This window comes from Paenibacillus taihuensis, assembly GCF_003386535.1.
GTDB classification, from domain to species: domain Bacteria; phylum Bacillota; class Bacilli; order Paenibacillales; family Paenibacillaceae; genus Paenibacillus_Z; species Paenibacillus_Z taihuensis.
On sequence record NZ_QTTN01000001.1, the window covers coordinates 62,937 to 75,405 of the forward strand.

Genomic DNA, 12,469 nt, shown 5'->3' on the forward strand with positions numbered 1-12,469 from the left:
ATGACAGTAACAAGCGAAATGATTACGATGCAGCGAGCTTTGACATCGCTGATTGGCGGTCGGGACTTGACGCGTGATGAAGCTAGAGGTGTAATGGAATTAATTATGCGTGGAGAAGCGACAGACGCACAGATCGGCTCCGTCGCTACTGCACTCCGCATAAAAGGCGAGACGAAGGACGAAATTACGGGCTTTGCCGAAGCGATGCGCGCGCATTCCCATCATGTGCACACAGAGCGCGGCGGTCTGCTGGACACTTGCGGCACAGGCGGCTCCGGCGTACACAAGTTTAATATTTCTACGGCTTCGGCAATTATTGCATCGGCGGCAGGCATTCGCGTGGCGAAGCACGGCAACCGCGCGATGTCGGGCAAATCCGGCAGCGCGGATACGCTTGAAGCGCTGGGCGTCAATATTACGCTGACTGGCGAGCAAGCAGCACGCTGCTTGGATGCAATCGGCATCTGCTTCATGTTCGCGCAGATCTACCATCCTTCGTTGAAGCACGCAGCTGCACCGCGCAGGGAGCTTGGTTTCCGCACGATCTTCAACATGCTTGGACCATTGACGAATCCAGCGAATGCAGATCGCCAATTAATCGGTATCTATGACCGTTCGCGGACGGACACGATAGCTGCCGTTCTAGGTGATCTTGGCTTGCATCGCGCGATGGTCGTAAGCAGCCATGACGGGCTGGATGAAATCAGCATTTCGTCGCCGACCCAAATTTCCGAGCTGCTGAATGGCGATGTTCGCACGTATACGATTACACCGGAAGAGCTCGGCTTGACGACGCGCTCTCTATCCGATATCATCGGCGGCGACGCGCAGGAGAACGCGCGTATTATCCGTACGATCTTCAGCGGCGAAGAGCAAGGCGCTTACCGCGATATCGTACTGGCGAACGCTGGAGCTTGCATCTATGTCGGCGGCAAAGCGAACTCGCTGCAAGAAGGAGTGGCTGTCGCGAAGAGCATTATTGATTCCGGCAAAGCAGCGTCGAAGCTGCAGCAGCTGATTGAAACGACAGGAGCGTTGAGCCATGTTTCTTGATAAAATCGTAGCTACAAAGCGCAAAGAAGTAGAAGCACTTGCAGCACAGTTCGACCTCGCTGCTGTTGAACGCCAAATCGCAGCGCTGCCTGCTTGCAGAGGCTTCGAGCGCGCATTAACCGAGCGAAACAATCGTCCGCTCGGCCTGATCGCCGAAGTGAAGAAGGCTTCGCCTTCCAAAGGGCTAATTCGCGCCGACTTCGATCCTGTCACCTTGGCGAGGATCTATGAAGAAGCGGGTGCGGACTGCATTTCGGTGCTGACGGACGTGGATTATTTTCAAGGTCAAAATGAATACTTAACTGCGGTATCGCAAGCCGTTCGTCTGCCGCTGCTGCGCAAAGACTTCACGATCGATTATCGTCAAGTCTACGAGGCACGCTTGATCGGAGCAGATGCGATCTTGCTTATCGCCGCAATCCTTAAACCAGCCGAGCTGTCGGAGCTCTATGATATTGCGAAATCGATCGGTCTCGATGTGCTGGTCGAAGTGCATGACGAGCAAGAGATGGATGCGGTTCTTGAGCTGGATAAAGCGACGCTTGTCGGCATCAACAACCGCAATCTGCACACATTCGTGACTGACATTAAGACGACGGAACGGCTTATTGGTTTCGTTCCGCCAGGTATTACAGTGATCAGCGAGAGCTCTCTCGGCTCGCAAGAGGACATCGATTTTGTCCAATCGGTCGGAGCCAGAGGCGTACTAATTGGCGAATACTTCATGCGTCAGCCGGATGTCGGCGCTGCCGTCTCTCACTTGATGGGACCGGTGAAGGTATAATGACGCGTGTCAAAATATGCGGTCTGCGCGACAGCGAAACGGTCCGTGGGATGGACGGTTTGCCTGTAGACGAGATCGGCTTCGTCTTCGCGAAGAGCAAGCGGCAAGTGTCGCCTGCACTTGCTGGCGAGTTGATCGGCGAGGTGAAGAAGCTTCGCACGTCGTCCGGTTCTTCACCGCAAACGGTTGGCGTCTTCGTGAATCCGACGCTCGATGACCTTCGCTCCGTGCTGGCAGAGGCTCCGCTTGATGTCGTCCAACTGCATGGAGAAGAAACGGCGGAGTTCTGCGCGCAGGTACGGAATCTCCTGGGCGTGAAGGCTTGGAAGGTGTTCTCGGTTACGGCTGAAGATAGCGACGGGACGGTATCGGACGGGCCTGCTCGACTTTCATCATTTGCAGGTGTTATCGACGGTTTCCTCATCGATACGGCTGGCGGAGGCACAGGCGTTACGTTCGCATGGCATGTCATTGATCGATATGCGGAAGCTGCCGCGCAGATCGGCGTTCCGCTTTATGTTGCTGGCGGATTACACCCGGATAATGTTAGCGTGCTGCTTAGCGGATATACGCCGAGCGGGGTAGACGTGTCTAGCGGAGTAGAGACTGACGGCATCAAAGATATTCAGAAAATTCGATTGTTTGCAGAAAGGGTGAAAGGTGTATGATCGAAGTTCCAGATTTGAATGGCCGCTTCGGCAAGTTTGGCGGACGGTATGTACCAGAAACGCTCATGAACGCACTGTTGGAGTTGGAGGAAGCGTACAAGCGCTACTCGCAGGATCCTGAGTTTATTGCGGAGATTCGTAATTTGCTGCACAAGTATTCCGGTCGTCCGACGTCGCTGTATCACGCTCAACATCTGTCTGAGCAGCTTGGCGGCGCGCAAATCTACCTGAAGCGGGAAGATTTGAACCATACCGGCGCGCATAAAATCAACAACACCATTGGCCAGGGCATTCTTGCGAAGCGCATGGGCAAAACGAAGATCATCGCCGAAACCGGCGCTGGTCAGCACGGTGTAGCGTCTGCAACTGTAGCAGCGCTGCTCGGCCTGGAGTGCAAAGTATTCATGGGCGAGGAAGATATGAAACGCCAAGAGCTGAACGTATTCCGGATGCAGCTGCTCGGCGCGGAAGTTGTTCCGGTTACTTCTGGCACACGCACGCTGAAGGATGCATGTAACGAGACGCTTCGCTACTGGGTTAGCCACGTGGATGACACGTATTACATTCTTGGATCGGCAACAGGTCCACACCCTTACCCGATGATTGTCCGCGACTTCCAGCGCATTATCGGCGACGAAACAAGAGAGCAAATCGTGAAGGAAGCTGGACGTCTGCCGGATTATGTGGTCGCCGCAGTCGGCGGCGGAAGCAACGCAATCGGCATGTTCTATCCGTTCATCGGTGATGACAGCGTGAAGCTGATCGGTGTTGAGGCAGCAGGACGCGGCGTCGATACAGAAGAGCATGCGGCGACGATGACAAAAGGACGTCATGGCGTATTCCAAGGCTCGCTCAGCTACGTGCTGCAGGATGACCACGGTCAAGTGCTGCCGGCGCATTCGATTTCGGCAGGCCTCGACTACCCGGGGATCGGTCCAGAGCATGCGTATCTGAAGGATACGGATCGGGCGAACTATGTACCGATTACCGACGCAGAAGCACTAGACGCGCTGCAATTGCTGTCCCGTACGGAAGGCATCATCCCAGCGCTTGAATCGGCGCATGCGATCGCAGAAGTTGTGAAGCTCGCGCCGAAACTGAGCCGTGAAGAGATCGTTGTTGTCTGCCTCTCCGGTCGCGGTGACAAGGACGTGCAAGCGATTATGGGTTACTTAAACGGAGGAGGCGTAAACAATGGCCATTAATGCAATTGATGCGGCATTCCAGCGGCTCCTTGAGGAAGGCCGTACGGCACTAATTCCTTTTGTAACAATTGGCGACCCTGACTTGGGGACGTCTGTAGATATCATTAAGACTTTAGAACAAGCAGGCGCGGATATGGTCGAGCTCGGCGTGCCGTATTCGGACCCGCTCGCAGACGGTCCTGTCATTCAGCGTGCATCGGAGCGGGCGCTATCGAATGCCAGCGTTACATTGGCGGACGTTATCGATGTGGCGGCGCAAGCGAGAGCTGCTGGCGTGCAGCTGCCGTTCATTCTATTCACTTACTTTAATCCGGTCTTGCAATTCGGCTTGGATCGTTTCTTCGACCTGATCGTTTCGAAAGGCATTAGCGGTCTCATTATTCCGGATTTGCCGATTGAAGAGGATGCCGAGCTTCGCGAAATGGCGGAGAGAGCCGACATTCACCTCATTCCGCTCGTTGCACCGACGTCGAATGACCGGGTAACACGGATTGCGGCGAAGGCGCGCGGCTTCGTCTACTGCGTATCGTCGCTTGGCGTAACTGGCGTGCGTGCGGACTTCCACAAGGGCATTGATGAGTTCCTCGCTACTGTTCGCAGTGCGACATCGACACCAATCGCAGTCGGATTCGGTATCTCGAACCGCGAACAGGTTGAGCGCTTCAGTAAGCAAGCGGATGGCGTTATCGTCGGCAGCGCGATCGTGCGCAAGATCGAAGAGGTTGTTCCATTGCTCCAGTCGCCGGATACGAAGCAGGCAGGGCTAGAGCAAATTCGCCAGTTCGTGAGTGAACTGAGCGGCCGAGCATAAGTAAGCACTGGAAGATAAAAAGCATAGATAGCATAGGTATAGCCCTCCGGCTGGCGATGAGCGCAGCGAGAGGGCTTTTCTGCCTTCACAGTGACGCTTCTATGCATAAAAGCTTAAAAGCACGAAAGAAAAGTTTGTGCAGGCTCTTTAAAATGCCAGCAAGTTGTGAGACAATGTTGGAATAACATTTGTTCACTATTCTACGCCACTAATTATGAGGTGATCTTGTATGCAACCGAAACAAAGTATTGTGCACTTGCCAGTGTACCAGCCTGGTAAGCCGATTGAAGAAGTGAAGAGAGAGCTTGGACTCAAGGAAGTCATCAAGCTTGCTTCCAACGAGAATCCGTTTGGCAGCTCGGAGCATGCCAAGGCAGCGATTCAGAATGAACTTACGAACATTAGCATCTATCCAGACGGCGGCAGCGTTGAGTTGACGAGGGATCTGGCAGCATATCTTGGCGTGACGCCGCAACAAATCATCTTCGGCGCTGGCTCCGATGAAGTCATTCTCATGCTGGCACGCGCTTATTTGACGCCTGGCGACGAGACGATTATGGCGGATGAGACATTCCCGCAATATAAGCATAACTGCGAAATTGAAGGCGCGACGATCATCGAAGTGCCGCTTAATAACGGAACGCATGATTTGAACGCGATGCTGGCGAAAGTCACGGATCGCACGAAGATCATCTGGGTGTGCAACCCGAACAACCCGACAGGCACAATCGTGCGCAAAGCCGAGCTCGAAGCGTTCATCCGCCAAGTGCCTGCGAATGTCATCGTAGTGCTTGACGAAGCGTATTTCGAGTATGTCATGGATGCAGAGTATCCGGACGGCATTACGCTGCTCCCAGAATTTAAGAATGTGATCGTACTTCGTACGTTCTCCAAAGTTTACGGACTTGCATCGCTCCGAATCGGCTACGGCGTAGGTCACGCAGATGTGATCCGTTCGATCAATCAAGTTCGCGAACCGTTCAACACATCCCGTTTCGGTCAAGCTGCAGCGAAGGCATCGCTCGCTGACGTGGACTTCCTGAACACATGCAGAACGCGCAACGCCGAGGGTATTGCATATTTGTACGAGCAGTTCGATCGTCTGGGCCTGAGCTATTTCGAAGCGCACGGCAACTTCGTCATGGTCGATGTGAAGCTTCCGTCGCAGCAGGTATTCGACGGCTTGCTCCGCAAAGGCATTATCTCCCGTGCACGCTGGTCCTACTACCCGACATATATTCGGATTACAGTCGGCAGCCGCGAGCAGAACGAAGCGTTCATCCGTGCATTGGAAGAAGTACTTCAAGAAGCGGCGGTGCTAGGCTAACATCATGACAAAAATCGCGATATTCGGCGTCGGTCTGATCGGAGGCTCGCTCGCGCTTTGCTTCAAAGGCAAGCCGGGCATAACAGTTGTCGGCCATTCCGTACGCGAATCATCCGTAGCCAAGTACCTCGAGAGAGGCGTCGTCGATCATGCGACGACGTCACTCCGCGAGGCCGCGGAAGGCGCGGATTTTATTTTTCTATGCGTGCCAGTCGGATCACTGGCGCAATATGTGGACGAGCTCAGCCAGCTCGAGCTGAAGCCAGGCTGCATTATTACCGATGTAGGCAGCACGAAAGCATCGGTAGCTGCATCCGCGCGTAACGCGAAGCTGGGAGATGCCGTATTCATCGGCGGTCATCCGATGGCGGGCTCCGAGCGTTCAGGCGTAGAAGCCGCATCCTTGTATTTGTTCGAGAATGCCTTCTACGTGCTCACACCAGACCCGGAGACGCCTCAATACTTCGTCGACCGGCTTACAGAGCTGCTCACGTATACCAAGGCACATATCGTCCATGTACACCCGGAGGAGCATGACGAGATCGTTGGCGCGATCAGCCATCTGCCGCATATTATTGCGGTCGCGCTCGTTAACCTGGTTCGCGGCTACAATGAGGACAATTCATTGTATGCGCAGCTGGCAGCAGGCGGCTTCCGCGACATCACGCGGATCGGTTCCAGCGATCCTGTCGTCTGGCGCGATATTCTCGTGAACAACCGCAGCGTACTGCTTAAGCTGCTACAGGAGTGGCAGGCAGGGACGAGCGCGTTCATTGAGATGCTGCAAAGCGAGGATGGAGAAGGAATCGAGAGTGCATTCAAGAAGTCGGGACAGTTCCGCAGTACGCTGCCGGAGAGACGCAAAGGTATGATTCATTCCGTATTCGAATGTTATATCGATGTGCCGGACCATCCAGGCATTATTGGCAATGTAGCGACAGAGCTTGGCAACAGCTCAATCAATCTTAGCAACGTCCAGATTATTGAGAGCAGAGAGGACGTCCCTGGCGTGCTGCGGCTTAGCTTCCGCACACAGGAGGATCTGGACCGCGCCGTTTATAAATTGGGTGAAATTGGATATTCTGTACATTTTTAAAATGGTTGTTACGAATATGAAAACGCTTATTGACAGAATGAAAACGTATACATATAATAAGAGTACAGTATGGTTTCTCTCCACTCCTATCCAAATCCATCGCAGAATATGCGGGGCCGCCTTTATAGGGCGGTCTTTTTTTTGTCTAACTGTAACCTTTCGGTCGTTTCATTCGTTTATTGTTGTGGGTAATGACACTTCTGTCCAAAACTTTGAAAAAATTTAACCCAGCATGGAAAGATTTCATGTTACAATATTGATTGTAAAAATGTGGATACGACATTCGTGTCGAAAATAGCAGGATTTTCGACTCATTTCACGAAATTAATAGTGATCTTTATCATTAAATTTTTTTTGTTTAGGATCGCGCAACTTTTCACTCTCGATTCGGTACAATGTAATACCGAACCGGGAGCACTCCTAAGGCCAAGGAGGGTCGCCCGCGATGACGGATTCCCAGCTAATACGCGAAATTAAAGACGGAAACATACAGCTATATTCGGAATTGATGCGGCGCTACCAACGTAAGATCCTTGCCTTCATCTACCACATGCTGAAGAGTGCGAAGCTTGAACTGTTGGCAGAGGATCTTTGCTCAGAAACGTTCTACAAGGCGTATCGAAGCCTGCATTCATTCCGAGAAGTCGATGCTTCCTTCTCTACGTGGCTGTACACCATTGCAAGAAATACGGTATTAAGTGAACTGCGCAAGCAGAAGGCAGGCAGCGTATCCTTCGATGAAGTTGGATACATACCTATTGCGCCGCCGGATGCCGTGCCTGAACATAGGCTGCTGCAGAGCGAACGAATGTCTATGGTTCGCGAAGCGATTAACAGCCTGCCGGAGAAACAGCGTTCAGCGCTTATTTTACGAGAGTATGACCAGTTGGATTATCAAGAGATTGCCAGCATTCTTGGTCAGACGGTCAGCTCGGTGAAATCGCTCCTGTTTCGTGCACGCAGCAGTGTCAAAGTTCAACTCGAACCGTATTTCGGGGAGTCGCCAATGCTGGAGGAATACGAGGGGATGAAAATGCGATGAAATGCCTTGAAGTCGGGCAATTGTTTGGCGTCTATTGGGATTTGCCGGAGGACGACATCGAACGCAAGTCCGTCGATGAGCATCTCCTTACCTGTGCAGCTTGCAGGGAGGAGTTTCAAATATGGGAAGAGAGCGAGCAGTTGATTCGCGTCTTCTCCGAGGATTCAGATGAAATCGGTCCGATCGATCACATGAACAACGGTGTCATGGACCGCATATATAACGAACAATCCTGGTACATGCCCGTACCGAACCGGAGCTACCAATTCTCGAAGTCGTTCCGCAGAAACGCAACGCTCATTATCGCTTGCTTCATGGCAATGTTCGTATGCGGCTTGTTCTACGTCGTTACGGGGGCGAACGATTCTTCTTCGGCCCAGGTGGCCAAGCTGACAGGGCTTCTCGAGACAGCGAATGCGGCGACAGACAGCTCAGTCATAAGTGCCGACTTCTACGCAGACGTGCCGGTTGCAAGCATCAGCGACCCGATCGTGCTGAATATTGTGCCGACCGTTCCGCAATACTATGTGGCATTATCCTTGCTCGGCATCATTATGACGCTGCTCATCTTGAACTGGTTTTCCCGAACGCGCAATTAACTAATCGGATACATGCATGTTGAAAGCTCGCATACATATAATTCAGAATGCAAGGTAAAGGGGGGCGCGAAGACTTGAGGATCGGACTCATTCGGCATGGCAAGACAGATTGGAATGCACTCGGCAAAATTCAAGGCCAAACCGATATCCCGCTCAACGAAGAAGGGATCCGACAAGCTAACGCGCTTGCCTATCGGCTTCAGCATGAACCGCTGAGATGGGACGCCATTATTTCAAGTGACTTGTCTCGCGCGATTGAGACAGCGACGATAATATCGAAGGCACTTCAAATTCCGCTGTTGCCGCCAGACGCCAGACTCCGGGAACGATTCTACGGAGAGGTAGAAGGAACAACGGAGGAAGAGAGACAGAAGCGCTGGGGACCGGATTGGAAGAAATGCGACTGCGGTCAGGAAAGCGATGCTTTGGTTCGCGAGAGATCGCTCAGTTTCGCCCAAGACACAGCAGATGCTAATCCAGACCGAAACATTCTTGTCGTCACGCACGGCAGCCTGCTCGCCCAGCTGCTGAAAGCGATGTGCGCTGATCTAGCTGATAAGCCGATCCACAATTTATCCTTCTCCATCATGGAACGCAGCGGTTCAAGCTGGAATCCGCTCCTTCATAACTGCACGCTACATCTGGAACAGCTGCAGAGCTAAGAACTGAACAGAACAGCCGTCAATCCTCTTATTCTAAGGGGGGCGACGGCTTTTTTTATTGCTAATGTTATAATTTTCGTCAATGTTCCCATAATGGTAGTAAACCTGTGAGAGGCGCTTGGAACGGAGGGCTGTATATGAATTTAGCAGATATGCTTAGCTATGCGGATATTGGACAGCTAAGCCGGATTGCGACGACCTATCAATGTGAATGCAACGGAAACTCGAAAAATGATCTCATCCAGTCGATTCTGTCGACGGTGAATCGAAGAGATGTGTTTGAAGCGCAGATTGGCGCGATGAAGCTCGAGGATTTGAGGTTCATTAATTCGCTCTTATTCGATGCAAGAGACGCATTCAGCCTAGAAGAGCTAATTGCTCGTGTACAGCAGAGCCGATTTGCAAGCCCATCGGAAGAAGCGAAGCCAGAAGAAGAGAGCGCAAAATCATCAGCGGCAGCAGCGAAGAAGACCGAAGCTGCCAAGAGCAAGGCTGCGAAACTATCAAACAAAAGCCGGGCAGCCAAAGAGAAGCAAGTCCAGGAAGACGGGCCGCGAGATACGATCTCAAGGTTCAAGCAGTACGGCTGGCTGTTTAACGGATATGCCGGTCCGAACCGTTATCTGTTCCAAGTGCCTACAGATTTAAAGGAAAGATTCAAAGAATCGATGGAGCGCAGACTTGCCTCCCAAGTCGTCTATGCTGGTGATGAGCCGCATGCTTATCGCGACGAGCAGATGCTTATGGGCGACGATGTTGCCCAGCTGCTTACATACATTCACCTCAATGAAATTCCGCTCACTAGCGAAGGCTTCATGTACAAGCGGAATGTCCTGCAGCTGCTGGAACTGTTCGGGGTGAAGGAGCAGCTTCCGGGCAAAGGAGAATGGCGCTTCGGATATGGCAGAAGAATGAAAGAATATCCGAACCGGCTCTCGCTTCTCTACGACTATTGCTACTATAAAGGATGGATTACAGAGACAGCGACTGGGCTGGAGTTGACACCACCCGGTCAAGAGCGGCAGGCGACGCGCGCAGCCGAGCCAACGGACAAGCTGTATCAGTTCTGGCTGAGGCTGTACAAGGGGCCGATTCCGAACATAAGAGCGATCGTTCACTGGATCGATAAGCTCGGCAGCCGTTGGGTGAAAGCAGAGACGGTGCGTACGACATTAACGCCGTACATCAAGCCGTTCTATTATGATCAGCCAGAAACGATTCTCGAGCATCGGCTGATTAGCATGATGATGCATCTTGGTCTTCTGCGTATTGGCGATCATCATGAGCATGGGCAAGTAATCCGGATGACGCCGCTCGGCCGCACGGTTGTTGCGGGTCAGAGCATAGATGACGAAGCGATTGTTTTGAACAGCTAAGCTAACCGGGTCAGTTGGACAAACATACCTGGGCAGAAGCACATTTCTTGCATTCGGCAGGGCCATCGTCCCAATCGGGGGCTGGCGAGATGAATATGATAAAGTAGAGCCGGTTCGCTTAAGGGTAACAGATATAATTACCCACCTATACGCTTTCACTTATTCGCCTGCGGGAGTCGTCACAGATCGGATGGAAAGCTATTGGCGCTTAAGGAAAGGTATATAGGATCTCTTAAACGCGGTTTTGGAGGTGTATCCTATGGACAAAATGAAAGTATCGTACGAAGTGATGCTCGGGCTCGCTGCTGAAATGTTACTGGATGAAGCTGTACTCAAATTCCGTAGGGATAAGCTTTATCAGGCCATTGACAGTGCGCTTGCGTCAGGCGATCGGGATACGTTCCAACGTTTGACTGACGAGCTGAAGACATTACACGCATAATGGAGGCGGACGCGAACATCCGCTTAAACCAAAGCCTGTACAACCGAGTCGCGAAATGAGCAATTTCGTGAAGTCTCGGAACGTGCAGGCTGTTTTTTGTGTTCCAGAATTGTGGTAGGATGGTAGAAAAGTGTTGGTTTTCGATATTTGCTACATAATAAGGACTGGTGAATGCACAATGAAATTTAGCGAGTTAAGCGCGGACGGATGGGCAGAGCTTGCCCCTTATCTAGACACGGCGGTGCTGCCTGTATCCGGGCTGCAAGGAACAGAGATGCCGCATGAGGCTACGGCAGTGCTGGAACGACTGCGGGATGTACTCGATCTGATCGAGATTCCCTTCAAAGGAAGAATCGTTACATATCCTGCTTGCCAGTACGGAACTTGGACACCGGAGTTAAGCAGCCAACTGCAATCATTATCAAGCAATCTGCGTCAAGTCGGGTTCAAATACGTGGTTATCGTCATGGCCTTTGGAGCACCGTCTGAGGCGAAGGTGGAAACAGGGGCAGACCTCATCATAAGCCTGAGTGAACAAGGGGAATTGCCATCCGGAACCGATGTGAACGACGCCGTTCGACAACTTTGGCTTGGACGAGCGTAAGGTCCGGAAGAAGTACGTGGCAGAATACGCATAAGGTGACAGCGGTTGGGGAAAACCAATAGCCAGTGACAAAGGTTAAATGTGACAAAATGACAACAAAATTGAGATTGCATTTTGAACTGATAAGCAAAAACGCCTGCCATATTCTTGACGCTCTATATGACCTAGGCTATTATAGGTAATGTCCAAGTTCAACGTGCGTTTTGCCTACTCCGGCAGAACACAAGATATGGCTCAGCAAAGGGGGTAGAACAGAAGATGAGTAACCATGGAAAACAGGATAAAGCGAATAGTTCGGCTAAGCGCGGTATATCAAGGCGGCAGTTTTTGTCGTATACGCTCGGCGGCGCTGGCGCATTCATGGCTGCAGGCATGTCACTACCGATGATCCGTTTCGCGGTTGATCCGATTCTGCAAAAAAAAGCAGGCGGAACATGGATTAAAGTAGTTGAGGCAAGCAAACTTACGAATGAACCTCAAGAATTCAAGTTCAAAATTCACCAAGTGGACGGCTGGTATGTCAGCGATCCGGAATTGACAGCTTGGATTTCCAAGGACGACAGCGGTAATGCTTTCGCATTGTCCCCTGTTTGTAAACACTTGGGTTGTACAATTGGCTGGAACACGGAGAAGAACAACGAGTATGTTTGTCCGTGTCACGGAGCTCACTACACGAAGGACGGCAAAAACTTGGTCGTAGCTCCGAAGCCGCTCGATGAATACGATTTGAAGATTGAGAACGATTGGGTGTATCTCGGCCCGATTAAAGCAAACACACGGGTGAAATAAGGAGGCGTAAG

14 protein-coding genes are annotated in these 12,469 nt (G+C 51.9%); all 14 read left to right on the forward strand.

All coding sequences use genetic code 11. The features are described from left to right. The 14 genes from trpD to A8990_RS00420 all read left to right on the forward strand — a co-directional run bounded on the left by trpD (position 1) and on the right by A8990_RS00420 (position 12,458). Positions 1-1,053 (forward strand): anthranilate phosphoribosyltransferase, encoded by a 1,053-nt coding sequence (gene trpD / locus A8990_RS00355; RefSeq protein WP_116187032.1) that lies wholly within the window; start codon positions 1-3, stop codon positions 1,051-1,053. Continuing rightward, complete coding sequence (gene trpC, locus A8990_RS00360) at positions 1,043-1,837, forward strand: indole-3-glycerol phosphate synthase TrpC (RefSeq protein WP_116187033.1); 795 nt, start codon at positions 1,043-1,045, stop codon at positions 1,835-1,837. Before trpD ends, trpC begins: the two co-directional genes overlap by 11 nt. Then, the gene (locus A8990_RS00365) at positions 1,837-2,505 is read left to right on the forward strand and encodes a phosphoribosylanthranilate isomerase (RefSeq protein WP_116187034.1); all 669 of its coding nucleotides are present in this window, start codon (positions 1,837-1,839) and stop codon (positions 2,503-2,505) included. The genes trpC and A8990_RS00365 overlap by 1 nt, the downstream gene beginning before the upstream one ends. Next, positions 2,502-3,710: a tryptophan synthase subunit beta gene (gene trpB, locus A8990_RS00370; protein ID WP_116187035.1), complete on the forward strand. Its 1,209-nt coding sequence runs from the start codon at positions 2,502-2,504 to the stop codon at positions 3,708-3,710. The genes A8990_RS00365 and trpB overlap by 4 nt, the downstream gene beginning before the upstream one ends. Next, the gene (gene trpA / locus A8990_RS00375; protein WP_116187359.1) at positions 3,706-4,521 is read left to right on the forward strand and encodes a tryptophan synthase subunit alpha; all 816 of its coding nucleotides are present in this window, start codon (positions 3,706-3,708) and stop codon (positions 4,519-4,521) included. The genes trpB and trpA overlap by 5 nt, the downstream gene beginning before the upstream one ends. A gap of 229 nt (positions 4,522-4,750) precedes the next feature. Then, the gene (hisC, locus tag A8990_RS00380; protein WP_116187036.1) at positions 4,751-5,848 is read left to right on the forward strand and encodes a histidinol-phosphate transaminase; all 1,098 of its coding nucleotides are present in this window, start codon (positions 4,751-4,753) and stop codon (positions 5,846-5,848) included. A gap of 4 nt (positions 5,849-5,852) precedes the next feature. Further along, positions 5,853-6,944: a prephenate dehydrogenase gene (locus tag A8990_RS00385; protein ID WP_116187037.1), complete on the forward strand. Its 1,092-nt coding sequence runs from the start codon at positions 5,853-5,855 to the stop codon at positions 6,942-6,944. 445 nt (positions 6,945-7,389) lie between these two features. After that, positions 7,390-7,986 (forward strand): RNA polymerase sigma factor, encoded by a 597-nt coding sequence (locus tag A8990_RS00390; protein WP_116187038.1) that lies wholly within the window; start codon positions 7,390-7,392, stop codon positions 7,984-7,986. Then, positions 7,983-8,585: an anti-sigma factor family protein gene (locus A8990_RS00395; RefSeq protein ID WP_116187039.1), complete on the forward strand. Its 603-nt coding sequence runs from the start codon at positions 7,983-7,985 to the stop codon at positions 8,583-8,585. Before A8990_RS00390 ends, A8990_RS00395 begins: the two co-directional genes overlap by 4 nt. Positions 8,586-8,659: 74 nt before the next feature. Continuing rightward, entirely contained in the window at positions 8,660-9,247 is a 588-nt protein-coding gene (locus A8990_RS00400; RefSeq protein ID WP_116187040.1) for a histidine phosphatase family protein, read from the forward strand. 137 nt (positions 9,248-9,384) lie between these two features. Then, complete coding sequence (locus A8990_RS00405) at positions 9,385-10,623, forward strand: hypothetical protein (RefSeq protein WP_116187041.1); 1,239 nt, start codon at positions 9,385-9,387, stop codon at positions 10,621-10,623. A gap of 259 nt (positions 10,624-10,882) precedes the next feature. Continuing rightward, positions 10,883-11,065: an IDEAL domain-containing protein gene (locus A8990_RS00410; RefSeq protein WP_116187042.1), complete on the forward strand. Its 183-nt coding sequence runs from the start codon at positions 10,883-10,885 to the stop codon at positions 11,063-11,065. 178 nt (positions 11,066-11,243) lie between these two features. Beyond that, positions 11,244-11,669: a DUF2487 family protein gene (locus A8990_RS00415; protein WP_116187043.1), complete on the forward strand. Its 426-nt coding sequence runs from the start codon at positions 11,244-11,246 to the stop codon at positions 11,667-11,669. A gap of 258 nt (positions 11,670-11,927) precedes the next feature. Then, positions 11,928-12,458 carry a QcrA and Rieske domain-containing protein gene (locus tag A8990_RS00420; protein ID WP_116187044.1) on the forward strand — a complete coding sequence of 177 codons (531 nt, stop codon included), beginning with the start codon at positions 11,928-11,930 and terminating at the stop codon, positions 12,456-12,458. The last annotated feature ends 11 nt before the right edge of the window (positions 12,459-12,469 follow it).

What these genes read in the sequence shown, in the direction of transcription:
- trpD (WP_116187032.1), top strand. Translation starts at nt 1, where the DNA reads ATGACAGTAACAAGCGAAATGATTACGATGCAGCGAGCTTTGACATCG.
- trpC (WP_116187033.1), top strand. Translation starts at nt 1,043, where the DNA reads ATGTTTCTTGATAAAATCGTAGCTACAAAGCGCAAAGAAGTAGAAGCA.
- A8990_RS00365 (WP_116187034.1), top strand. Translation starts at nt 1,837, where the DNA reads ATGACGCGTGTCAAAATATGCGGTCTGCGCGACAGCGAAACGGTCCGT.
- trpB (WP_116187035.1), top strand. Translation starts at nt 2,502, where the DNA reads ATGATCGAAGTTCCAGATTTGAATGGCCGCTTCGGCAAGTTTGGCGGA.
- hisC (WP_116187036.1), top strand. Translation starts at nt 4,751, where the DNA reads ATGCAACCGAAACAAAGTATTGTGCACTTGCCAGTGTACCAGCCTGGT.
- A8990_RS00385 (WP_116187037.1), top strand. Translation starts at nt 5,853, where the DNA reads ATGACAAAAATCGCGATATTCGGCGTCGGTCTGATCGGAGGCTCGCTC.
- A8990_RS00390 (WP_116187038.1), top strand. Translation starts at nt 7,390, where the DNA reads ATGACGGATTCCCAGCTAATACGCGAAATTAAAGACGGAAACATACAG.
- A8990_RS00395 (WP_116187039.1), top strand. Translation starts at nt 7,983, where the DNA reads ATGAAATGCCTTGAAGTCGGGCAATTGTTTGGCGTCTATTGGGATTTG.
- A8990_RS00405 (WP_116187041.1), top strand. Translation starts at nt 9,385, where the DNA reads ATGAATTTAGCAGATATGCTTAGCTATGCGGATATTGGACAGCTAAGC.
- A8990_RS00410 (WP_116187042.1), top strand. Translation starts at nt 10,883, where the DNA reads ATGGACAAAATGAAAGTATCGTACGAAGTGATGCTCGGGCTCGCTGCT.
- A8990_RS00415 (WP_116187043.1), top strand. Translation starts at nt 11,244, where the DNA reads ATGAAATTTAGCGAGTTAAGCGCGGACGGATGGGCAGAGCTTGCCCCT.
- A8990_RS00420 (WP_116187044.1), top strand. Translation starts at nt 11,928, where the DNA reads ATGAGTAACCATGGAAAACAGGATAAAGCGAATAGTTCGGCTAAGCGC.